Source organism: Nocardioides pantholopis (assembly GCF_003710085.1).
Classification (GTDB): domain Bacteria; phylum Actinomycetota; class Actinomycetes; order Propionibacteriales; family Nocardioidaceae; genus Nocardioides; species Nocardioides pantholopis.
In genome coordinates, this window is the sequence record NZ_CP033324.1 from 3,080,057 (window position 1) to 3,101,462 (window position 21,406).

Sequence of the window (21,406 nt, forward strand, 5' to 3'; positions counted from 1 at the left end):
CTACAATCGTGTAATTTCCAGTCGACACGCCGGTCAATCCTAGAAATGTCAAGTTTCGGCGGGTTCCGCTGCCGCCGCGCTCGCCCGCCGGACCGCCCGCTTCCGGGCACGACGAAGCGCCCGGTCGGACCACCTGGAGCAGGTGGACCGACCGGGCGCTGCGGGACCGGCGGGACCCGGCTAGGACCGACTAGATGTCGGCGCCGATCTCCTCGTCCTCGGCGTCCTGCTCGTCGGCACGGTCGCCCTGGTCCTCGTCGTACTTCAGGTAGCGGATGCCGGCGGCGGCCTCGCCGTCGAAGCCGACGACGCCCTTCTCGAGCACGATCACCCGATCGCACATCTTGCGCACCGAGCCTGCGGAGTGGCTGACGTAGACCAGGGTCCGGCCGCTGCGCCGGATCTCCTGCATCTTCTCCATGCACTTCTTCTTGAAGGGCCGGTCCCCCACCGCGAGGACCTCGTCGGCCAGGAAGATGTCGGAGTCCACGTGCACCGCGACCGAGAAGCCCAGGCGCGCGAACATGCCCGAGGAGTAGTTGCCGACCGGGGTGTCGAGGAACCGCCCCACGTCGGCGAACTCGACGATCGCGTCGAACTTACGCCGGGTCTCCTGCTCGGTCATCCCGAGGATCGCGGCGTTGAGGTAGACGTTGTCGCGCCCGGTCAGCTGCGGGTGGAAGCCGGCGCCGGTGGCGATCAGGCCGGCGATCCGACCCCGGGTCAGCACCCGGCCGGTGTCGGGGCGCATCACGCCGTGGATCAGCTTCAGCAGCGTGCTCTTGCCCGAGCCGTTGAGCCCCATCAGGCCGATGGACTCCCCCTGCTCCACGTTGAACGTGACGCCGTCGAGGGCCTTGAAGGTGTCGCTGACCTCGCGGCCCTTCAGCTTCGCGACCGACATCTGCTTCAGCGTGCGCTGGTAGCGCAGCGTGAACAGCTTGGTCGCGTCCTCGACGGCGATCGAGGTGCTGGCGGGGTAGCTCATCACAGGCGCTCCGGGATCTTGTTCTCCAGCCGGGAGAAGACCAGCTGCCCGAGGACCAGCAGCACCAGCGAGACGCCCAGGGCGATGCCGCCGTAGGTGAACAGGTGGTCGGGGATGTGGGTGGCCCGGGTGGCGGCCGGGTCGTCGGTGGTGCCGACCCAGAACGCGTCCTGGACCAGCAGTACCGCGTCGGCGACGGGGTTCATCAGGTAGTACTTCGCGAAGTCGCCGAACCGCTCCTCGACCAGCGTGAAGGGGTAGATCATCGGCACGCCGAAGCGCACGAAGTTGGTCAGGATGCCCACGATGCTGCCGACGTCGCGGAAGAACACGTTCGCGGCGCTGAACATCAGGGCCAGCGCGGTGCCGAGCACCGCGATGATCGCCAGCGCGAGCAGGAACCCGAGCATCGCCACCGGGTCCGGCGTCCAGCCCAGGAACAGGCAGACCACGGTGAGCACCAGCAGCTGCGGGCCGATGTGGTACATCGAGACCAGCATCGAGGCCACCGGGAACATCTCCCGGGGCACCGCCATCTTCTTGACCAGCGACTTGTTCCGCACGATGGAGCGGGTGCCGGCACCGAAGGTCTCGGTGAAGAAGTGCACGACGATCAGGCCGCAGAAGACGTGGATCGCGAAGTTCTCGGTGCCGCGCCCGACGATGATGCCCATCACGAACCAGAAGATGAACAGCTGGGACAGCGGGTTGATGTAGGACCACAGGAAGCCGAGCACCGACTGCTGGTAGCGGGCGCTGACCTCGCGTCGCACGAGCAGCCGCAGCAGGTAGCGACGGCGCAGGACCTCGACCAGCCCGGCCTTCGGCGCGGGCGTCGCCAGCGGGGCGTCGACGTGGTGGCGCTCGACGCGCTCCGGCGTCTCGGTGCCGGTCATCCCCGGCTCCCTTCGCTGGCCTCGCTGGCATCGCTGTCCGCGCCGTCGGGCTCGGTCCACGGGGCGAAGGTGCGCTCCCACGTCTCCGGGGAGGTGATCTCCGGCAGCGCCTCCCGGTAGCGCTGGGCCAGCTCGGGCCACTCCCGGCGGAACCGCTCGTGGAGCTCGAGCGTGCGCTTGAGCAGGTCGCGGAACTGGCGGTGGTCGCGACGGTAGAAGGCCGCCGAGGTGCCGTCGTTCATCGACACGACCGCCGAGTCGAAGCCGGCCAGGCGGTACCACTTGGCGTCCATCGCGCGGATCTCAGCCTCGGGGTGCTTGCGGGACAGCTCGCGCGGCGGCAGCAGCTGACGCAGCGGGGCGGTGCCGGCCGTGATCAGCTGGGAGAGCCGGCCCGGCACCTCCGCGATGTCCTTGCCCTTCTTCGGGGGCTTGGTGCGGCGCACCGGCGGGAAGTCGTCGAGGTCGTCGTGCAGCTGCGCGTCCTCGAACTGCTTGCGGAACCGGTTCACCTCCGCCAGCCGGGTCGGCAGCATCTCGTGCAGCCGCTCCGGACCGGCGAGCACGTCCTCGAGCGCCATCACCCGCAGCTCCGCGGTGGAGTACTGCATCGAGACGAGGTGGGCGATCTGGTGGTTGAGGCTCTCCCGGATCATCCGGCCGCCACGGGGGTAGGTGGAGTGCAGCAGCGCCGCGACGAAGCGGTTGCGCAGGTGGAAGTACGCCTGCCAGTCCAGCGCGTCGTTCTTGTCGGTCCACGGCACGTGCCAGACCGCCGCCCCCGGGAACGTGACGGTCGGGAAGCCGGCAGCCTTCGCCCGCAGGCCGAACTCGGAGTCGTCCCACTTGATGAACAGCGGCAGCGACAGCCCGATCTCGTCGAGCACGCGCCGCGGGATCAGGCACATGAACCAGCCGTTGAAGTCGGCGTCGACGCGCTTGTGCAGCCAGCGCGAGGAGCGCAGGTTGCGGGCGCCGAGGTCCCAGTCGGGGTAGGTGTCCAGCGGGGACATCCACCAGAAGCGCCAGGGCTGCACGATCTCGCCGAAGCTGTGCAGCCGCGCGCGGCTGAAGAGGCTGAACATGTGCCCGCCGACGATGGTGGGGCGCCGGGCCAGGTCCCCGAAGGTGACCGCCCGGATCAGGCCCTCGGGCTCGCAGACGACGTCGTCGTCCATCATCAGCGCGTAGGTCGCGGTGCCCTTGCGGACCGACTCGAGCTGGCCGCGGGCGTAGCCGCCGGAGCCGCCGAGGTTGCCCTGGCGGATCACCCGGAGCCGGTCGCCCAGCGACTTCTCCGCCCGGGGGAACTCCGGGGAGTCCACGACCAGGTCGGTGCCCTGCTCCATGACCAGGACCGTGTCGAGGTACGGCGCGACGTCCGGGTCCTCGCCCAGCTGCGCGATCAGCCGGGCGCAGAAGTCGGGGCGGTTCATGGTCGTGATCGCGACGTCGACGGTGCCGTGGGCGGCCCGGTCCTCGGGGACCTCCGCGGTCCACTCGGCGGACTCGACGACCGCGTCCTCGTCACCGGCCACGACGTCGTACCAGTACCAGCCGCCGTCGACGAACGGCTTCAGGCTCAGCTCGAAGCTGAACTCGCCCGAGCCCAGCTCGTCGGTGCTGGCGGACTCGACCCGCTGGGAGCGGCCGTTGGCCATGGACTTGTAGACGATCACGCTCGCCCCGGCACCGCGCAGCCGCACGGTGAGGGTCACGTCCTTGACCACTGTCCAGCGGCGCCAGTAGCTGGCCGGGAACGCGTTGAAGTAGGTGCCGAACGAGAGCCGCTCCCCGGCGTCGACGCGCATCGCGGTGCGCGACTCGATCTGGTCGGGACGCACGCTGCGGCCGGTCGAGGTGGTCTGCCGGATCGCTGCCTGGTTGAGCGCCTTCGCGGCCCGGTTGCCGCCGACCTGGTACTTGTCGGCGTCGAGGCGGGCCTCCTCGGGGTCGACGTAGAGCGGGAGCACGTCGAAGTCCCGGTCCAGCGGCAGGATCTGACGCTGCAGCAGCCTGGTGATCATCCTTCGACTCCTCCGCTGCTCAGCGGCACTCCGTCGGCGAAGTGCGGCCTGAGCTTGTTCTCGAACATCGACAGCGCCGACCCGATCGCCATGTGCATGTCGAGGTACTGGTAGGTGCCCAGCCGGCCCCCGAAGAGCACCCCGAACCGGTCGGCCTCGGCCTTGGCCAGGTCGCGGTACTTCAACAGCTTGGCGCGGTCCTCGGCGGTGTTCACCGGGTAGTACGGCTCGTCGCCCTCCTCGGCGAAACGGCTGTACTCGTGCACGACGATCGTCTTGCCCGGCAGGTAGGTGCGCTCGGGGTGCAGGTGCTTGAACTCCAGGGTGCGGGTGTAGGGCACGTCCTGGTCGTTGGCGTTGACCACGCCGGTGCCCTGGAAGTCGTCGACGTCGAGGGTCTCGGCCTCCAGGTCGATGGTGCGCCACGACAGCCGGCCCTCGCGGTGCTCGAAGTACTCGTCGACCGGGCCGGTGTAGACGACCGGGACCTTGCCCCTGAACTCCTCGGCCACCTCGAGGAAGTCGCACCCGGTGCGGACCTCGATGTTCGGGTGGTCGGCCATCCGCTCCAGCCAGGCGGTGTAGCCCTCGACCGGCAGCCCCTCGTACTTGTCGTTGAAGTAGCGGTTGTCGAAGGTGTAGCGGACCGGCAGCCGGGTGATGATGTCCGGGCTGAGCTCGCGCGGGTCGGTCTGCCACTGCTTGGCGGTGTAGCCCTTGACGAAGGCCTCGTAGAGCGGGCGCCCGATCAGGCTGATCGCCTTCTCCTCGAGGTTCGTGGCGTCCTCGGTGGCGATCTCGCTGGCCTGCTCCGCGATCAGCGCCCGGGCCTCGGCGGGGCTGTGGCTCTTCCCGAAGAACTGGTTGATCAGCGCCAGGTTCATCGGGAACGAGTAGACCTGGCCCTGGTACTTGGCGAAGACCCGGTGCTGGTAGCCGGTGAAGTCGGTGAACCTGTTGACGTACTCCCACACCTTCTCGTTGGAGGTGTGGAACAGGTGGGTGCCGTACTTGTGCACCTCGATCCCGGTCTCCGGGTCGATCTCGCTGTAGGCGTTGCCGCCCAGGTGGTCGCGGCGCTCGAGGATGAGGACCTTGAGGTCGAGCTCGGCGGCACAGCGCTCGGCGACGGTCAGGCCGAAGAAGCCGGAACCGACGACGACCAGGTCGTAGGCGGAATCAGGGGTGGACACGATGGGTCAGTCTACGGAGGCCACGGGAGGGGTCCGCATTCCCCGCGCCGAGCGGAGGGCCCGGATCACGTTCAGCGCCTCGCCGCGACCGCCGCGCAACGGGCTGAGCAGCACCACCGCGGCGGTGAGCAGCCACGGCTTGAGCCGGACCGCGCGGTTCTCGCCGTAGCGGAAGTGGACAGCGAACAGGTTGCGGTACATGTAGTAGCCCTTCCAGCCCGACAGGTCGTGCTGCTGGTCGAAGGGCAGCTGCCGGACCAGCACCGCCTCGCGCAGCGCCCAGATCCGCCAGCCGGCCCGCCGGGCCCGCAGCGCGAAGTCCACGTCGTCGTAGAAGATGAAGTACGACGGGTCCGGCAGGCCGATGCGCTCCACGACCCGGCGGCGCACCATGAACCCCTCGAAGGCGACGTTCTCGACCTCGACCCGCTCCGGCATCCGGGACCGCTCGCCGTACTCGGTCTCCACCATCGCGGTCTTCGGCTTCAGCGCCAGCGGGTTGGCCAGGTCGAAGCGGACCGCGGCCTTCTCCACCAGCCGGCCCTCGAGGTCCTCGCGGACCGCTGTTAGGCAGTCCTCGTCGGCGGCCATCAGCACCGAGAGGCAGTCCGGCGCCGGCACCACGTCGTCGTCCATCAGCCAGATCCGGTCGAAGCCCTGGTCGTAGGCCGACCGGACGCCGCGGTGGAAGCCGCCCGCGCCGCCGACGTTCTCCTCGGTGCGGATCACCTGGAGGTTCGGGGTCGTGGCCTCGGCCAGGACCTGGGCGGTGTGATCGGTGGTGGCGTTGTCCACCACGATCACCGCGTCCGGGACGTGCTCCAGGGCGCTCAGCCCGGCCAGCATCCGCTCCAGCAGGTCGGCCCGGTTGTAGGTCACGACCACGATCGCGACGGTCTCGCTCATCGCAGGTACCGCCGGTGTCCGGTGAAGTCGCCGCGCAGCCCCGCCCACATGCCGCGGGCGCTCAGCGCCAGCCGGGCCGCGCTGGGCCGGGTGACGCCGTAGAACCACAGCGTCTTGACGACGAAGGCCAGCGCGTGCACCGGCCCCCGGTAGGTGCGCAGGTTGACCAGGTTGTTGCGGGCCATGCAGTAGTGCTTGAGGTCGCTGGGGCTGTGGTTGTACGTCGTCCGGCCGAACATCATCGGGGTCCCGAGGTCGCCCACGGCCGGGTGCACGACCCGCGCGCCGGTGTGGGTGGCCACCGTGGCGCCCGCGGCCTCGGCGCGCCACAGGAACTCCACGTCGTCGCCCCAGATGAAGAACTCCTCGCGCGGCAGCCCGATCCGCTCGACCAGCTCGCGGGTCACCAGGACCCCGTTGAACGGGATCACCACGCCGTCGACGTACGGCGGCCGGTCGGCGTGCCGACGGGCGTCGGCCGTGGTGCGCAGCACCGTCGCGGTGCCGGGCTTGCGGATCGGGAAGACCAGCCGGTCCTCGTCGTCCTCGGCCACGACCAGCGGGCCCCAGAAGTCCAGGCCCTCGGCGCCGTCCAGCAGCTGGGCGAGGCAGTCCCGCTCGGGCAGCCCGTCGTCGTCCATCAGCCAGGCCAGGTCCGCGCCGCGCTCCATGGCCCAGCCCAGCCCGGTGTGGAAGCCACCCGCCCCGCCGAGGTTCTCGGCGAGGGTGCGGGCCAGGACCGGGGTGGTCGGGTGCTCGTCGCCGGCCTCGCGGTCGTCCAGCGTCGCCAGCCACTCCCCGGTGCCGTCGGTCGAGGCGTTGTCGACGACGAGGACCTCGGCCAGCCCGTCGATCTCGTCGAGGCGCTCGAGCAGCCGCTGGAGCAGGTCGAGCCGGTTGAAGGTCACGACCACGGCGACCACCCGGCGCCGGTCGGGCCCGTCCGTCGGGTCGGGGTACGTCGGGTCCGGCACGCGCCAACCCTAGGGCCACTACGCTGACCCGGGCGCCGGGGCCACCCACCCCGGCCGCGACCCCGGTCCAGAGAGGCCCCCCGCCGTGCTGAGCAACCCGCTGTTCAACAGCATCGAGACCCGCTACCCCGCCGGCCCCGACGCCACCCGGGTCCGGGACATCGGGCCGGAGGAGACCCTGCGGATCGTCTACCGCGACACCGACCTGCACCTCTACGTGCTGCCGACGGCGGCCGACCCGGCCGCCGGGCGGGCCGAGGCGCCCAGCGCCGGCGCCGACTTCGAGCTGCACGTCGTCCACACCAAGATCACCCGGCTCACCCAGCAGCAGCTCGTCTTCGAGGGCTTCGCGGTTCCCGAGCAGCCGGGGCGCGCGTACCCCCGGGTGGGCGTCACGCTGCACCACCGCGCGGACCTGGCCCCGGCGGCCGGGCGAGCGGCCGTGGCACCGCCGAGCACGTACGCCGGCTTCACCCGCCTGGCGACACCGGGCGGCGGCAGCGGCCTGGACCTGCCCTACGTCGCGCAGCGCTCCCCCGAGCAGCCACCCACGCGGGGGACGGTCTTCGTCGACGTCGACTACCTGGCCCGCTTCACCCGGACCGACGCGACCGGCGCCCCCCTGCCCGTCCACGACGCCGACCCGGCCCGGCGCCTCGCGATGACCACCAGCGGCCTGGCCCGCCGGGCCTCCGCCCTGGACGCCGAGGCCCTGGTGCGCACCGACACGCTCGTCGAGGTCTGGGACGCCCTGTTCGCGCCGGCGCCTGGTCAGCACGGCTAGCGGGGCGAGGTCCCCGGTGAACCGGGGCGCGCGGCCGGACCTCAGCAGGCGGCGGCGACGTCCTCGGCCTGGTTCGCGGCGTACCCCTCGTTGCGGGAGCCCAGCGACCCGCCGGTGACGCTGCTCGGCGTCGGCCGGGTCGCCCCCGGGGCCTTCTTCTTGGCGGCACCGCCGGCGGCAGCAGCGGGCTTCTTGCCCTCGGCGGCCGCGATCGCGTCGCGGACCATGGCGCGCACCTTGGCGATGTCCGGCTCGGCGGTGTTGATCGCCGGGGGCACCAGCGAGACCGACGAGACCTTCTGGTCCTTGGCCTTCAGCGCCAGGTCGAGGAACATGTCGACCTCGGAGCCGGGCACGTCGGTCGAGACCATCGCGGCGGACGCCTCGGCGATCGCGCCGAAGTTCTTCACCGCGGACTGGGGGCTCACCTGGGTGAGCATCGCGGTCATCACGCACTTCTGGCGCGCCATCCGCGAGTAGTCGTCGGAGCCCTCCCGGGCCCGGGCGTACCAGAGGGTGTCGTGGCCGTCGAGCTTGCGCTCGCCCGGCTGGATGTAGCCGGTCACGTCGTCCCCGAGGCCGCCGACCGGGATCGGCGAGCGCACGTTGAGGGTCACCCCGCCCACGGCGTCGACGAGCTTCTCGAAGCCGCGCAGGTTGACCATCGCCCAGTAGTTCACGTCGAGGTCGGTGATGCCCTCGACTGCCATCACCGTGGCGTCGACCCCCGGGTTCTCGGAGTCGGGGAACAGCTCCACGTTGTCCTGGGCCCAGGTGCTCACGCCGTTGAGGTAGCAGCCGTCGCAGTCGAAGCCGTCGGGGAACTGCTCGGCCATCACCGAGCCCTTCCGGAACGGGAAGCGCTGCAGGTTGCGCGGCAGGCTGACCAGCACGGTCCGGCCGGTCTCGGCATCGATCGAGGCCAGGATCATCGCGTCCGGGCGCAGGCCCCAGCGGTCGGAGCCGGAGTCACCGCCGAGCAGCAGCACGTTGAACCGGCCGGCGTTCGCGCCGCTCGCGGCACCGTCGCCGAACGTCGTGAGCATGAAGTCGCGCTGGACCGCGACCAGGTGGGCCCCGAAGAGCAGCACCCCGGCGACGGCCAGGGCCAGGAAGCCGTTGACGCCGACGGTGGCGCGACGGTGGGCGAGCCCGAGCGTGAGCGGCTGGCCGATCCGCCAGGCGTCGACGAAGAGCAGCGCCCACCCGATCGCGGCCGCCGTGAGCAGCAGTCGCAGGAACAGCAGCAGCCCGGTGTCGGAGACCATCCAGTACGCGAACTCGCGGTGCACCGCGACCACGAGCAGGGTCACCAGCCCGAGCGCGATCAGACCGAGCCAGGAGAACACCGCGATCCGGCCGACCTTGCGGTTGCCGGCGGTGAGCTGGGCCGAGCCCGGCACCAGCAGGGTCATCACCATCAGCGCGATGGCCCGGCGGAACCGCACGCGGGCGGCGCGTTCCGCGGCGCTGGCGCGCACGGCTCCGCCGTGGCCGTCGAGCAACCCGGGGGAAGAGTCGGGTGGCATCGAGGTGCCTCTCTGCTGGGTACTGCGGTGAGTACTGAAGGGGAAGGTCAGTGCTGCCCGCTCAGTATCACCAACCCCATGGGTCACACCCGGTCGCGACGCGCCGGAGAAACCCCACGCTCTCCGGCAGGTCCACGGCCCTCGCGGTCGGGTCCTCCCGGTACCCTCGGCGCCATGGCAGACCGTCCCCGGAACGGCGGACCCGGGGAGCGCGACCCGGAGTTCGGCTGGCTCTACGGCAAGAACGGCCCCGATCCGGAGGCTCCGCGAGCCGCCCGAGAGCCACGTCCCGACGAGACCCGGGTGATGCGCACCCAGCCGCGCGCGGGCCAGCAGGCCGGGCCCGCCCAGCCGGCGCCCGCACCTCGCCCCGCGCCCGCGCCCGCGCCCGCCCCGGCACCCACCCCGCGCCCACCCACCCCGGGCTCGTCCGGACGGGGTCGCTGGCGCCCGCGGCTGCGCCCGCGCCTGCTGCTGCTGATCCCGGTCGCGTGGCTGGTCTTCCTCGTGGTGGTCCCGTTCATCGCCTGGGGCCAGGTCGACAAGGTCGAGTGGGAGCCGGAGGGCGACCGACCCGGCGACCAGCCGGGCACGACGTACCTCCTGGTCGGCAGCGACTCGCGCGGCGACCTGTCCGCGGCGGAGCGCAAGCGCCTCGGCACCGGCGGGGCGGAGGGACAGCGCACCGACACGATCATGCTGCTGCACACCGGCTCGGGCCCGAACCTGCTGATGTCGATCCCCCGGGACTCGATCGTCGACATCCCCGGCCGCGGCCCAGGCAAGATCAACGCCGCCTACGCGTACGGCGGGCCGCGGCTGCTGACCCGCACGATCGAGGACGCCACCGGCATCCGCATCGACGACTACGTCGAGATCGGCATGGGCGGGCTGGCCGGCGTGGTGGACGCCGTGGGCGGCGTCGAGGTCTGCCCGGAGTTCCGGATGCGGGACCCCCAGGCCAAGCTGAACATCAAGAAGGGCTGCCAGGAGGTGGACGGCGCGACCGCGCTCGGCTACGCCCGGTCCCGGAAGACCGACCCCCGGTTCGGCGACATCACCCGCGCCAAGCACCAGCGCGAGGTCGTCTCCGCGGTCGGCGACAAGGTCCTCTCCCCCTGGACGTTCCTGAACCCGGTCCGCTACTGGAACCTCAACAACTCCGTGCCCGGGTTCTTCGGGTTCGGCGAGGGCACCGGCCCGGTCGACGCTGCGAAGTGGGCCCTGGCGATGACCCGGGTCGACGGCGACGCCGGGCTCACCTGCGGGGTCCCGATCTCCGACCTCAGCGTGCGCTGGGACGAGGAGCGCAGCAAGCAGATGTTCGACGCGATCATCAACGACAGCACCGACGACATCCCGAAGAGCCTGTGCACGCCCACCGGGCTGCCGAAGTCGGTGACCGGGTGAGCCGCTACGAGACGCTGCGGTGGGAGGTCGACGCCGACGGCGTCGCCACGCTCACGCTGAGCCGTCCCGACGCCCTCAACGCCTTCGACCTCACGATGGCAGCCGAGCTGCTGGAGGTGTTCTCGACCGACGCGCACGACGACGCGGTCCGGGCCGTGGTGGTCACCGGCGCCGGCCGGGCGTTCTGCGCGGGCATGGACCTCTCGGCCGAGGGCAACGTCTTCGGCCTCGACGAGTCCCTGGAGCCGACTCCGGAGTCGCTGCGCGAGCACCTCGCCGACCCGGCGTACGCCGACGGCGTGCGGGACACCGGTGGCCGGGTCACGCTCGCGATCCACGCGCTGCCGAAGCCGGTCCTCGCGGCGATCAACGGCCCCGCCGTCGGCATCGGGGCGACGATGACGCTGGCCATGGACCTGCGGCTCGCCTCGACCCGGGCCCGGATCGGGTTCGTGTTCGGCCGGCTCGGCATCGTCCCGGAGGCGGCATCGAGCTGGTTCCTGCCCCGGATCGTCGGCATCCAGCAGGCGCTGGAGTGGGTCTACTCCGCCGAGGTCCTCAGCGCCGAGCAGGCGCACGCGGGACGGCTGGTCCGGTCGCTGCACGAGCCCGAGGACCTGCTGCCCGCGGCGCAAGCGCTGGCCCGCTCCTTCGTCGTGGACCGCTCCCCCGTGGCGCTCGGCCTCGCCAAGCAGCTGCTCTACCGCAACGGCGCCGCGGGCGACCCGCTCGAGGCGCACCTGAGCGACTCGCTCGCGATGTTCTGGACCTCGGTGCGCGACGGCAAGGAGGGGGTGGCGGCGTTCCGCGAGAAGCGGGCGCCGCGGTTCACCGGCCGGGCCTCCGAGCTGCCCCGGCTCTTCCCGGGCTGATCTGCCCCGGTCCCACCACCAGCGGCCCCGGGTGCATGCGAGCGCTCGACCGAGGTCACCGTGGCCGCATGGACAACTCCCAGCCGCCGTTCGACACCGCCGTCGTGGACATCGACGGCACCCTCCTCGACTCCAACTACCACCACACGCTGGCCTGGTCCCGCGCGTTCGCCCACGTCGGGTGCGACATCCCGGCCTGGCGCATCCACCGCGCGCTCGGCATGGGCGGTGACCGGCTCGTGGCCGCCGCCGCCGGCGAGGAGGTGGAGCGCCAGCACGGTGACGCAGTCCGGGACCGGTGGGAGCAGGAGTTCGACGCGCTCATCGACGAGACCACGCTGCTGCCCGGGGCCCGGGACCTGCTCGACGGGCTGGCCGCCGCCGGGCTGCGGGTGGCGCTGGCCAGCTCCAGCATCCCCAAGCACGCCGAGCACCCGCTGCGCCTGCTCGGGGCCGACGACCGCGCGGCGGCGTGGACCACCAGCGAGGACGCCGACTCCACCAAGCCGGACCCGGAGCTGCTCGAGCGGGCGCTGGACCGTCTCGACGGGGAGCGGCGGGCGGTGATGATCGGCGACTCGGTGTGGGACGTCGAGGCCGCGAGCCGCGCGCACCTGCCCACGATCGGCGTCCGGTCCGGCGGGTTCTCCGAGGCGGAGCTGCGCGAGGCCGGTGCCGTCGCGGTGTACGACGACCCCCGGGACCTGCTCGCCGACCTGGACCAGGCGCTGCTCAACGCCGCCGCGGGGCGCTCCTGACCCCGGCGCGAGCACAGCAGAAACGCGAAGGCCGCGTCCCCGGAGGGACGCGGCCTTCGCGGTGCTCGCGGGTGGCCCGGAGGGACCGTCAGCGCTTGCTCGACTTCCCCGACTTCTCCTTGGCGGCCCTGGCGGCACCCTTCTCGGTGCTGGCGTTGGCGGTGGAGAGGTTGCCGGAGCTGTCCTCGAGGTGCGCCCGGACGAACCAGTGGAACAGCTCGAGCTGCTCGGTCTGGCTGACGAACATGTCCTCGGTGACCGGGTCCAGCTCGCCGAGCTCCTCGATGCCCTCGCGGTAGCTCTTGATCACGCCCTGGTAGACGAGGTCGAGGGCGCCGAGGTGCTCCTGGGTGCTGGCGCGCCCGATGGAGTACTCGTCCCAGTCGCGCTCCCGGACGATCGCGCCGGGAGTGCCCATCGGGGAGCCGCCCATGGTGGCGATCCGCTCGGCCAGGTCGTCGGCGAAGCCGCGGACGGCCTCCACCTGGGGGTCGATCATCTCGTGCACCCCGATGAAGTGCGGACCCACGACGTTCCAGTGCACGTGCTTGAGCGTCAGGTGCAGGTCGTTGCACGCGTGCAGGCGTCCCTGGAGCAGTGCGACGACTCGCTCCGCGTCCTTCGTGGGGATGCCGGGGACCGTGTAGTGAAGTTTGTTGGTGGCCATGGTCACGCCGGTACCCGAGCCCTCGCGCGGCGAAACGGCATCGCCCCCCGGGCACCGGGTACCGGCGGCCCATGACGATGCCTGGACCCATGTCGCACGACGGCCGCCCGATCGAGCTCGGCGAGGTTCCCGACGAGGAGGGGGTCGACCGCGGGGACGTCACCGAACGGCTCGACAAGGACCCCGAGGACCAGGGCTGGGACCGGGACCGGCAGGAGCCGCACATCGAGGTCGACGACGCGGAGCTCCCCGACGACCGCCCCGCCGACCGGCCCGGCAACGACGCCGCGCACAGTGACCAGCTCGGGGACCAGCTCGGGGACCAGCTCGGGGGCCAGCACAGGACCGAGGCCCGCCCGGTCCGGGAGGACTGAGCGGGTACGCGACCGAGATGCCCGGGATGCCCGGGATGCCCGAGGCGTACGGCCGCGAGGTGCTTCCGGAGGTCCGCGGCTGAGCGACCGGCCCGGTCAGGCCGCGCGGGCCACGCCGTCGGCGCCGGCCAGCGGCACCGTCGGCGGGCCTTCGGAGTCCTCGGGCGGCGCGGGCTTCTCCGGGCGCGGCGGCTCGCCGACCAGGGCCACCCACGCCGAGAGCGCCGCCCAGGTGAGGACGGCGACCACCGCGTAGCGCAGCACGGCGGTGTCGGTGGGCAGCTGCCCGGTGACGAACGCCGCCCACAGGGCGGGCCCGGTGAGGACGGCGGCGGCGCCGAGGACCGGGGCGGACACGAGCTTCACGGCGCCACCTCCAGCACCTGGTCGCCGGACACGACGCCGACCGAGCGGAGCTGGGCGCTCCCGACCATCTCGGAGTACGACAGCACCGGCAGCCGGTCGACGGCCTGCCGCACCAGGCGGCGTACTGCCATCCGGATCTGCGGGGCGCACACGAGCACCGGGTTCACGTTGTCCTCCTCGGCGGCCACGACGAGCTGGGCGAGCCGGGTCAGCACCGACTGGGCGAGCAGCGGGTCCAGGAGCAGGACCGAGCCCTCCTCGCCGGGCCGCAGCGACTCCAGCATCCGCTGCTCGAGCATCGGCTCGAAGCTGATCACCGAGACGACGCCGTCCTTGAGGTACGGCGAGACGACTGCCGGGCCGAGCACCAGTCGGGCGGCCTCCACCAGCGCGTCGTGGTCACGGGTGTCCGCGGCCCGCAGCGAGAGCGCCTCGTAGATCCGGACCAGGTCGCGGATCGAGACGTTCTCGTCGAGCATCGTCTGCAGCACCCGCTGGATCTGGCCGAGGCTGAGCAGGGCCGGGGTGAGCTCGTCGACCACGACCGGGTGCGAGCGCTTGACGACGTCGGTGAGCAGGCGCACGTCCTCGCGGCCGAGCAGCCGGCTGGCGTGGGTGGTGACCACGTCGGAGAGGTGGGTGGTGACCACGGCGGTGCGGTCGACGACCGTCGCGCCGCCCAGCTCGGCCTGGCTGGCGAGCTCCGCCGGGATCCACTTGGCGTCCAGCCCGAAGACCGGCTCGCGGGTGGGCTCGCCGGGCAGCCGGGAGAGCTGCTCGCCGATCGCCAGCACGGTCCCCCGCGGCGCCTCGCCGCGGGCGACCTCGATGCCGAAGAGCTTGATGACGTAGGTGCGCATCGGCAGCTCGAGGTTGTCGCGGGTGCGCACCGGCGGGATCAGCACGCCGGTGTCCTGGGCCACCTTGCGGCGCAGCGCCTTGACCCGCTCCAGCAGGTCTCCCCCGTTCTCGCGGTCGACGAGATCGATGAGGTCCGCGGAGAGCTCCAGGCTGAGCGGGTCGACCTGGATCTCGGCGGCGAGCATCTCCGGGGTCTCGGCCGCGGGCACCAGCGCGGGCGGCTCGGGGGCCGCGGCGGCCGCGTCCTTGTTCTCGTCGATCCGCGTCGAGAGCAGCAGGAACGCTCCCCCGGCGAGCAGGAACGGGATCTTCGGCAGGCCCGGGATCAGGCACAGCCCCAGCGCCGCACTGCCCGCGATCATCAGCGGCATCTTGTTGCGGGTCAGCTGCCGGATGATCTCCGAGCCCATGTCGTCGTCGCCCGCGCCGCGGGTGACCACCAGTCCGGTGGCGACCGAGAGCAGCAGCGCCGGGATCTGGGAGACCAGGCCGTCGCCCACCGACAGCAGGCTGTACGTCGTGACCGCGTCGCCGGCGGCCATGTCCCGCTGGAGCATGCCGACCGCGAAGCCGCCGAGCAGGTTCACCAGCGTGATGATGATCGCGGCGATCGCGTCGCCCTTGACGAACTTCGACGCACCGTCCATCGCGCCGTAGAAGTCGGCCTCGGCGTGCACCTCGGACCGGCGCCGCCGGGCGGTGTCCTCGTCGATCAGGCCGCTGTTCAGGTCGGCGTCGATGGCCATCTGCTTGCCGGGCATCGCGTCGAGGGTGAACCGCGCCCCGACCTCCGCGACCCGGCCCGCACCGTTGGTGATGACCACGAACTGGATGACCAGCAGGATCGCGAAGATGATCAGGCCGACGATCAGCGAGCCGCCCACCACGAAGTGGCCGAAGGTCTCGATCACCTTGCCGGCGTACCCGTCCAGGAGCACCAGGCGGGTCGCGCTGACGTTAAGCGCCAGGCGGAACAGGGTCATCACCAGCAGCACCGCGGGGAACGAGGCGAAGTCCAGCGGTCGGGTCACGAACATCGCGGTCATCAGCACCAGCAGCGCGCCGGTGATGTTCAGGGCGATCAGCAGGTCCAGCACCACGGGGGGCAGCGGGATGACGAGCATCACCACGATCAGCACGATGCCGACGGGGACGCCCAGCTGGGTCAGGCGCTTCAGGGACACGCGGGGCCTCTCGAGAGGGATTCCTCGGGCGCCGTCCCTGGCGCGGTGGTGAGCCGCGCCCCGTCCTGGGTCGCGGTCCTACGGATGCCCTATCGACCGGGCTCGGCCGGATCTGAGGACTTCGCGCGACGGCGTCCGGAGCGCAGCACCTCGGGCAGCGGCTCCTCCGGGCGCGGGGTCGGGTGCTCCCCGCCGCGGTGCCCGCGGCTGCGGCGGCCGATCACGAACGCCAGCACCTGCGCGACCGCCGCGAACAGCTCCGCGGGGATCTCCCGGCCGACCTCGGTGGAGGCGTGCAGAGCACGGGCCAGCGGGACGTCGCGGACCAGCGGCACATCGTTCTCGACGGCGATGGCGCGGATCCGCTGGGCCACGACGCCCGCCCCCCGGGCCACCACCCGAGGGGCGGCACTGCCCTCGGCGTAGGCCAGGGCGACCGCGATGTGGGTCGGGTTGACCAGCACCACGTCGGCGGTCGGCACGTCGGCCATCATCCGGTTCCGCGCCGCGGCGAGCTGGCGCGAGCGCATCGCGCTCTTGACCAGCGGGTCACCCTCGGCCTGCTTGTGCTCGCGCTTGACCTCGTCCTTCGACATCCGGGTCTGCTTGCCGGTCCGGCGGCGCTGCATCAGGTAGTCCAGCGCCGCCATCGCCACGCCCGCGATGGCGACGTTGCGCAGCATCGCCGTGGCCTCGTCGCCGACGATCGCGAGCAGCGTGCCGATCGGCACGAAGCCGCCGAGCAGCGGCATCATCGCGCGGATGCTGCCGTAGACCAGGAACGCCACCACCGCGCACTTGACCAGCATCTTGGCGCCCTCCCAGAGGGCCTGGGGTCCGAAGATCCGCTTGAACCCCTTGATCGGGTCCAGCTTCTTCAGGTCCGGCTTGACCCGCTTCGTGGCCAGGAAGAACCCGCCCTGGGCGAGGGCGCCCGCGACGCCGACGAGCATGATCCCGCTGCCGAGCACCACCACCGAGATCAGCATGTGCTTGCCGCCCTCGAGGAACAGCTCGAACGCCGCCGGCACCGACGGGTCCTCGATCGAGCGCAGGCACCGCTCGAACAGCGCGGCCATCGCGGACGCCTCGTGCTTGACCATCAGCGGGACGACCAGCGAGACCAGCAGCAACGCGCCCCAGGCACCCAGCTCCTGGGTGCGGGCGACGTTGCCCTCCTTGCGCGCCTCCTTGAGCCGCTTGGGTGTCGGCTTCTCGGTCTTCTCGCCCCCGCTGTCGCTCACGTCGCCCCCACGATCGCCGCCATCGCCTCGAGGGCGTGCTCGACGAGACGGTCGGCGACACCGGGCAGGACCGGGAACGAGAGGCCCACCAGCAGCAGGGTCAGCCCGATCTTCGCGGGGAACATCACGTTCAGCGCGTTGAGCTGCGGTGCCACCTTGGTGAGCAGCGCCAGGCCCAGGTCGGCGATGAACAGCACAGCGGCCATCGGCAGCGCGATCTGCACGGCGGTGACGAAGAACAGCTGGAAGATCGAGATCAACACCGCCGGCCCGCTGTCCAGGCCCGGGTCGGAGCCGATCGGGACCACTCGGAACGTGCTCAGCAGCCCGCCGAACACGATCAGGTAGCCGCCGCTGACGAAGAGCAGCACCGTGGCGAGCCACTGGTGCAGGGTGCCGAAGACGGTGCTGGCGTTCATCCCGAGCGGGTCGAAGGACTGGGCCAGGGAGAAGCCGCCGAAGACGTCGATGATGCTGCCGGCCGTCGCCACGACCGTGAACAGCAGGGACGTCACGTAGCCCATCGCCGCGCCCAGCAGCACCTGGGTCAGCAGTGTCATCACCAGCTCGGGGGTGTCGACCGGCACCTCGGTGTCCGCCAGCGTCGGCGCGACCGCGAACGCCAGGCCCAGGGCGAGGACCACCTTCGCCATCGCCGGCACGGCCCGCGAGGAGAAGGGCTGCACGATCGCGAGCCAGGCGATGATGCGCACCGAGGCGAGCAGGAAGGCGATCAGCGGCTCGCCGGCGACGGTCAGGGTCACGACAGGCTCCCGGTCACCCGAGCAGGGACGGGATGCGCTCGTAGAGCTGCTGGGTGAAGTTGACCAGCGTGTGCAGCATCCAGTTGCCGCTGACCAGGAGCGCGATGCCGATCCCGATGACCTTCGGCACGAAGGCCAGCGTGAACTCCTGGATCTGCGTCATCGACTGGAACAGCGACACCGCGAACCCGATGACCAGGGCGGTCACGAGGATCGGCGCCGAGAGCTTCAGCGCGACCATCATGGTCTGCATCGCGATCTCGATGATGGCGGTGTCGCTCATCCGTAGCTCCCCACCAGCGCCGTGATGATCAGGGCCCAGCCGTTGACCAGCACGAACAGCAGCAGCTTGAACGGCAGCGACACCATCGTCGGCGGCATCATCATCATGCCCAGCGCCATCAGCGCCCCGCTCACGACGATGTCGATCACCAGGAACGGGATGAAGATGATGAAGCCGATGATGAATGCCTGTTTCAGCTCGCTGAGGATGAAGGCCGGGACCAGCGTGGACATCGGGGTGTCCTCGCGGGTCTCGGGCAGCTCGCGGTCGGCGACGTTGGTGAGCAGCTCGATCTCGGACTCGTCGGTCTGCTTGAGCATGAAGCCGCGCAGCGGCTCGATGCCGTCGTCCCAGGCCTCGGTGCTGGATTTGTCGCCGTCGAGGTAGGGCTGCACCCCGATCTCGTTCATGTCGGCGAGGACCGGTCCCATGATGAACAGGCTCAGGAACAGCGCGAGCCCGGCCAGCACCTGGTTGGGCGGCGTCTGCTGCAGGCCGAGCGCGTTGCGGGTCAGCCCGAGCACCACCAGGATCTTCGTGAAGCTGGTGCAGGTGAGCAGGATCGCGGGCAGCAGCGAGAGCAGGGTCAGCGTGATCAGGACCGTGACCGACGTGCTCGGCTTGTCGGTGAGCCCGTCCAGCTCCACGGTGACCGACGAGTCACCGGTGCCGTTCGGACCGCGCGGACCCTCCGGGGTCGCGACGGCGAGCACCTCGACCGTGGCGAGGTCGCCGGTCGCCAGGTCCCCGGGGACAGCCGCCTGGGCGGCGCCCGCGGGCAGCAGCAGCCAGCACAGCGCGGCCAGGGCCGCCACCACGAGGGCACGGGCCAGCAGCCGCCCCGGCGCAGTGCCGGGCCGGCGGGCGGGGGCGGTCACGACGCCCGGCCGGTGACCGCGTCGATGGCGCGGCGCCAGGTGGTCGGGGAGAGCAGGGATCCGGCCAACGGGCCGTCGGCGGGCGCGGAGCCCGTCCGCGGCACCATCGAGACCGGCCGCTCCGCCCGGTGGGCGCCGCCCTCGGGCTGCTCGGTCTCGGCGCGCAGGATCTGGGCGAAGGACCGGGTCCGGCCGGCGGCACCACGGCGGTCGTGGAGGCCGAGAACGGCCAGGTCGACCGGCTCGTCGGCGTACCCGGCGGTGTCTGCGGGCCCGTCGACCTCCGCGAGGCCGACCTCCTCGGCGGCGACGAGGTCCAGCGGATCGAGCTCAGCGAGCATCTGCACCTGCTGCTCGGTGGCACCGAGCACGAGCACCCGGCTGCCGACCGTGACCACGGCGACCGAGGCGTGCCGGCTGATCGGCTGGCGGTGCACCACCGAGACGATGGCACCGGGCCGGCCCTTGAAGCGCTTGCCGGCGGCGCGGGCGATCAGCAGCATCAGGCCGACGACCGCAGCCAGCGAGAAGACCAGCCGGAGGAGGATCTCGAACATGGAGGGCCGTCAGCTCGCGGTCGAGGACTCGAGGATCTCCGTGACCCGCAGGCCGAAGTCCTCGTCCACGACCACGACCTCGCCCCGGGCGATCAGGTGGCCGTTGACCAGCAGGTCCGCCGGGCTCCCGGCGGCCCGGTCCAGCTCGAGGACGTGACCGGGGCTGAGCGCCAGCAGGTCGCGCATCGCCATCCGGGTGCGGCCCAGCTCGACCGTCACCTCCATGTCCACGTCGCTGAGCAGCTCGATGCCCCGGCGCGGTGCCGGGGTGAAGGTCTGGCCGGCCGGGACCTGGGGGGTGGTGACCGGCGGCGGGACCGGGGCCTGGACCGCGGCCTGGACGGCGGCACCGGCGGACGCGGGGGCGGGAGCTCCCGCGGCGGCGGAGGCCAGGGTCGGGGCCGAGACCAGCAGGGCGGCAGCGATGCTCTCGCCGACCAGCGGCACGACCGTGAACGGGGCGTCGGCGCTCCCGGCGACCGCCGCCACGACGGCGTCCAGCCCGACCTGCCGGGCGGCACCCACGGAGGCGCCCATCGACGCGGCGGCGGCGTCCAGCGCCGGCTGGATGGCCGCAGGCAGCTCGAGGTCGCCCAGCGGGCTGGAGGCCAGCGCCGAGACGAGGTCCTCGGCCACCAGGACGCCCAGCACGCCCGCAAGGGGCCCGCCGAGGTCGGCGACGACCGCACCGGCGAACAGGCCGGTGACCTGGGCGGTGCCCGGCTGGGCGCCGGGGGCCGTCAGCGGCTCGCTGGCCGGCAGCACCGTGCCGGCGGCCTCGGCGGCCGCCACGGCGACCTGCTCGGGCTCGCGGTGGCTGCCGGGCTGGGGGGCGGGGGTGGTCACGGGGTCTCCTCCGGGGTGGTGACGATGAGGGCTGCCAGCCGCGGACCCTGGGTCCCGGCGGTGGCATGGGCGAACACGGTGCCGCCGACGGCGACGTCGAGGGGCGCCGAGGCGGGGTGGCGCAGGCGGAGCACGTCGCCGACGCGCAGGTCGGCGAAGACCTGGGGGGTGAGCTCGGTGCTGCGGAACCGGACCCCGACCTCCACGGGGACCAGCTGGAACTGCTGGCGCAGCAGGTCGGCGGCATGGGCGCGCTGGGCGCGCTCGCGGTTCGAGACCGGCGCCGGGGCGGCGGCGGAGGTGAGGTGCGGGAGCAGCCCGACGAACGGCAGGCACACGGTCATCCGGTGCGGCCGGTCGTCGATGCGCAGCTCGAACTCGACGACGATCACCACGTCCGAGGCACCGGCGGCCTGCGCGAACTGGGGGCTGTACTCGACGCCGACGACGGTGGGCTCCAGCGGCACCACCGGGCCCAGGGAGTAGCGCATCTCGCTGAACAGGCGCTGCATGAGGCCCTCGACGACGCCGCTCTCGATCTCGGTCAGCGGTCGCTCGGGCTGGTGCTCGGTGCCCGGGCCGCCGAGCATGTGATCGATCGAGGACATCACCGACTGCAGGGACAGCTCGAGGATGCCGCGCCCGGGCATCGGCTCGGCGCTGAACATGGTCAGGTAGGTCGTGTTGTCGAGCAGCTGGATGTACTCGCCGTAGGTGCGCTGGTCGATGCTGCGCAGGGTGACCTGGCAGACGCTGCGCAGCATGGAGGTGAAGACCGTCGTGGTCTGCCGGGCGAAGCCGTCGAAGGCGACGTGCAGCATCCGCTGGTGCTCGCGACTGAGCTGCAGCGGGCGGCTGAAGTCGTAGGCGACCGGCTCCGCGCTGCGGGAACGACGGCGCGCGCGGACGGCCGACGGCGCGGATCGGCGCTCGGCTGGGGACGGCATCGTCGTACTCACGCGGGACCCATCGGTCCGCCGGCGGATGACCTGAGGGAAACCGGGCGAAAGGGGCCGCGTGCGCTCGACGGCGCAATGTGAACTTG

22 protein-coding genes are annotated in these 21,406 nt (G+C 71.8%); 5 read left to right on the plus strand and 17 right to left on the minus strand.

Annotated features, from left to right (window positions below; translation table 11 throughout):
- Positions 1 to 190: 190 nt before the first annotated feature.
- The 6 genes from EBO35_RS14775 to EBO35_RS14800 are packed head-to-tail and all read right to left on the minus strand — an operon-like array spanning position 191 to position 6,984.
- A complete protein-coding gene (locus EBO35_RS14775; protein WP_122818383.1) occupies positions 191 to 988 on the minus strand; it encodes an ABC transporter ATP-binding protein in 798 nt (265 codons plus the stop codon).
- A complete protein-coding gene (locus EBO35_RS14780; RefSeq protein WP_122818384.1) occupies positions 988 to 1,884 on the minus strand; it encodes an ABC transporter permease in 897 nt (298 codons plus the stop codon). Before EBO35_RS14780 ends, EBO35_RS14775 begins: the two co-directional genes overlap by 1 nt.
- Positions 1,881 to 3,911 (minus strand): glycosyltransferase, encoded by a 2,031-nt coding sequence (locus EBO35_RS14785; protein WP_122818385.1) that lies wholly within the window; start codon positions 3,909 to 3,911, stop codon positions 1,881 to 1,883. The genes EBO35_RS14780 and EBO35_RS14785 overlap by 4 nt, the downstream gene beginning before the upstream one ends.
- On the minus strand, positions 3,908 to 5,104 hold the full coding sequence (glf, locus tag EBO35_RS14790) for a UDP-galactopyranose mutase (RefSeq protein ID WP_122818386.1): 1,197 nt from the start codon (positions 5,102 to 5,104) through the stop codon (positions 3,908 to 3,910). Before glf ends, EBO35_RS14785 begins: the two co-directional genes overlap by 4 nt.
- 6 nt (positions 5,105 to 5,110) lie before the next feature.
- On the minus strand, positions 5,111 to 6,010 hold the full coding sequence (locus tag EBO35_RS14795; RefSeq protein WP_122818387.1) for a glycosyltransferase family 2 protein: 900 nt from the start codon (positions 6,008 to 6,010) through the stop codon (positions 5,111 to 5,113).
- On the minus strand, positions 6,007 to 6,984 hold the full coding sequence (locus EBO35_RS14800; RefSeq protein WP_122818388.1) for a glycosyltransferase family 2 protein: 978 nt from the start codon (positions 6,982 to 6,984) through the stop codon (positions 6,007 to 6,009). Before EBO35_RS14800 ends, EBO35_RS14795 begins: the two co-directional genes overlap by 4 nt.
- Before the next feature lie 85 nt (positions 6,985 to 7,069).
- On the opposite strand from EBO35_RS14800, the gene EBO35_RS14805 reads away from it, so the two are divergent.
- Positions 7,070 to 7,768, plus strand: a complete 699-nt coding sequence (locus EBO35_RS14805) for a hypothetical protein (protein WP_122818389.1) — start codon at positions 7,070 to 7,072, stop codon at positions 7,766 to 7,768.
- A 41-nt stretch (positions 7,769 to 7,809) separates the two neighbouring features.
- Here EBO35_RS14805 and EBO35_RS14810 read toward each other — a convergent pair whose 3' ends face one another.
- Positions 7,810 to 9,297 carry an LCP family protein gene (locus EBO35_RS14810; protein WP_122818390.1) on the minus strand — a complete coding sequence of 496 codons (1,488 nt, stop codon included), beginning with the start codon at positions 9,295 to 9,297 and terminating at the stop codon, positions 7,810 to 7,812.
- A gap of 174 nt (positions 9,298 to 9,471) precedes the next feature.
- Between EBO35_RS14810 and EBO35_RS14815 the strand changes: the two genes are divergently transcribed.
- The 3 genes from EBO35_RS14815 (at position 9,472) to EBO35_RS14825 (ending at position 12,337) form a co-directional block, all read left to right on the plus strand.
- On the plus strand, positions 9,472 to 10,707 hold the full coding sequence (locus EBO35_RS14815; RefSeq protein WP_122818391.1) for an LCP family protein: 1,236 nt from the start codon (positions 9,472 to 9,474) through the stop codon (positions 10,705 to 10,707).
- Entirely contained in the window at positions 10,704 to 11,579 is an 876-nt protein-coding gene (locus EBO35_RS14820; protein WP_122819823.1) for a crotonase/enoyl-CoA hydratase family protein, read from the plus strand. Before EBO35_RS14815 ends, EBO35_RS14820 begins: the two co-directional genes overlap by 4 nt.
- A gap of 68 nt (positions 11,580 to 11,647) precedes the next feature.
- Positions 11,648 to 12,337: an HAD family hydrolase gene (locus EBO35_RS14825; protein ID WP_122818392.1), complete on the plus strand. Its 690-nt coding sequence runs from the start codon at positions 11,648 to 11,650 to the stop codon at positions 12,335 to 12,337.
- 88 nt (positions 12,338 to 12,425) lie between these two features.
- Here the strand turns inward: EBO35_RS14825 and EBO35_RS14830 are convergent, their stop codons facing one another.
- Positions 12,426 to 13,004, minus strand: a complete 579-nt coding sequence (locus EBO35_RS14830) for a Dps family protein (RefSeq protein ID WP_122818393.1) — start codon at positions 13,002 to 13,004, stop codon at positions 12,426 to 12,428.
- 89 nt (positions 13,005 to 13,093) lie between these two features.
- Between EBO35_RS14830 and EBO35_RS14835 the strand changes: the two genes are divergently transcribed.
- Positions 13,094 to 13,378, plus strand: a complete 285-nt coding sequence (locus tag EBO35_RS14835; RefSeq protein WP_122818394.1) for a hypothetical protein — start codon at positions 13,094 to 13,096, stop codon at positions 13,376 to 13,378.
- A gap of 96 nt (positions 13,379 to 13,474) precedes the next feature.
- Here EBO35_RS14835 and EBO35_RS14840 read toward each other — a convergent pair whose 3' ends face one another.
- The 9 genes from EBO35_RS14840 to EBO35_RS14880 form a co-directional block, all read right to left on the minus strand.
- Positions 13,475 to 13,744, minus strand: coding sequence for a hypothetical protein (locus EBO35_RS14840; RefSeq protein WP_122818395.1), 270 nt, complete (start codon positions 13,742 to 13,744; stop codon positions 13,475 to 13,477).
- Complete coding sequence (flhA, locus tag EBO35_RS14845; RefSeq protein ID WP_122818396.1) at positions 13,741 to 15,789, minus strand: flagellar biosynthesis protein FlhA; 2,049 nt, start codon at positions 15,787 to 15,789, stop codon at positions 13,741 to 13,743. The genes EBO35_RS14840 and flhA overlap by 4 nt, the downstream gene beginning before the upstream one ends.
- A gap of 89 nt (positions 15,790 to 15,878) precedes the next feature.
- The gene (locus EBO35_RS14850; RefSeq protein WP_122818397.1) at positions 15,879 to 17,033 is read right to left on the minus strand and encodes an EscU/YscU/HrcU family type III secretion system export apparatus switch protein; all 1,155 of its coding nucleotides are present in this window, start codon (positions 17,031 to 17,033) and stop codon (positions 15,879 to 15,881) included.
- Positions 17,030 to 17,797 carry a flagellar biosynthetic protein FliR gene (locus tag EBO35_RS14855; RefSeq protein ID WP_122818398.1) on the minus strand — a complete coding sequence of 256 codons (768 nt, stop codon included), beginning with the start codon at positions 17,795 to 17,797 and terminating at the stop codon, positions 17,030 to 17,032. Before EBO35_RS14855 ends, EBO35_RS14850 begins: the two co-directional genes overlap by 4 nt.
- Positions 17,798 to 17,810: 13 nt before the next feature.
- The gene (gene fliQ, locus EBO35_RS14860; RefSeq protein ID WP_122818399.1) at positions 17,811 to 18,080 is read right to left on the minus strand and encodes a flagellar biosynthesis protein FliQ; all 270 of its coding nucleotides are present in this window, start codon (positions 18,078 to 18,080) and stop codon (positions 17,811 to 17,813) included.
- Positions 18,077 to 18,958: a flagellar type III secretion system pore protein FliP gene (gene fliP, locus EBO35_RS14865; RefSeq protein ID WP_241153718.1), complete on the minus strand. Its 882-nt coding sequence runs from the start codon at positions 18,956 to 18,958 to the stop codon at positions 18,077 to 18,079. Before fliP ends, fliQ begins: the two co-directional genes overlap by 4 nt.
- Positions 18,955 to 19,515, minus strand: a complete 561-nt coding sequence (locus EBO35_RS14870; protein ID WP_122818400.1) for a FliO/MopB family protein — start codon at positions 19,513 to 19,515, stop codon at positions 18,955 to 18,957. Before EBO35_RS14870 ends, fliP begins: the two co-directional genes overlap by 4 nt.
- Before the next feature lie 9 nt (positions 19,516 to 19,524).
- Positions 19,525 to 20,361 carry a flagellar motor switch protein FliN gene (fliN, locus tag EBO35_RS20240; protein WP_122818401.1) on the minus strand — a complete coding sequence of 279 codons (837 nt, stop codon included), beginning with the start codon at positions 20,359 to 20,361 and terminating at the stop codon, positions 19,525 to 19,527.
- A complete protein-coding gene (locus EBO35_RS14880; protein ID WP_241153719.1) occupies positions 20,358 to 21,320 on the minus strand; it encodes a flagellar motor switch protein FliM in 963 nt (320 codons plus the stop codon). Before EBO35_RS14880 ends, fliN begins: the two co-directional genes overlap by 4 nt.
- Positions 21,321 to 21,406 lie beyond the last annotated feature (86 nt).

Bases quoted from the DNA above. Each gene is read 5' to 3' on its own strand.
- EBO35_RS14870 (WP_122818400.1), bottom strand. From the start codon at position 19,515: ATGTTCGAGATCCTCCTCCGGCTGGTCTTCTCGCTGGCTGCGGTCGTC.
- EBO35_RS14775 (WP_122818383.1), bottom strand. From the start codon at position 988: ATGAGCTACCCCGCCAGCACCTCGATCGCCGTCGAGGACGCGACCAAG.
- EBO35_RS14810 (WP_122818390.1), bottom strand. From the start codon at position 9,297: ATGCCACCCGACTCTTCCCCCGGGTTGCTCGACGGCCACGGCGGAGCC.
- EBO35_RS14795 (WP_122818387.1), bottom strand. From the start codon at position 6,010: ATGAGCGAGACCGTCGCGATCGTGGTCGTGACCTACAACCGGGCCGAC.
- fliQ (WP_122818399.1), bottom strand. From the start codon at position 18,080: ATGAGCGACACCGCCATCATCGAGATCGCGATGCAGACCATGATGGTC.
- EBO35_RS14835 (WP_122818394.1), top strand. From the start codon at position 13,094: ATGTCGCACGACGGCCGCCCGATCGAGCTCGGCGAGGTTCCCGACGAG.
- EBO35_RS14830 (WP_122818393.1), bottom strand. From the start codon at position 13,004: ATGGCCACCAACAAACTTCACTACACGGTCCCCGGCATCCCCACGAAG.
- EBO35_RS14825 (WP_122818392.1), top strand. From the start codon at position 11,648: ATGGACAACTCCCAGCCGCCGTTCGACACCGCCGTCGTGGACATCGAC.
- EBO35_RS14815 (WP_122818391.1), top strand. From the start codon at position 9,472: ATGGCAGACCGTCCCCGGAACGGCGGACCCGGGGAGCGCGACCCGGAG.
- EBO35_RS14785 (WP_122818385.1), bottom strand. From the start codon at position 3,911: ATGATCACCAGGCTGCTGCAGCGTCAGATCCTGCCGCTGGACCGGGAC.
- EBO35_RS14780 (WP_122818384.1), bottom strand. From the start codon at position 1,884: ATGACCGGCACCGAGACGCCGGAGCGCGTCGAGCGCCACCACGTCGAC.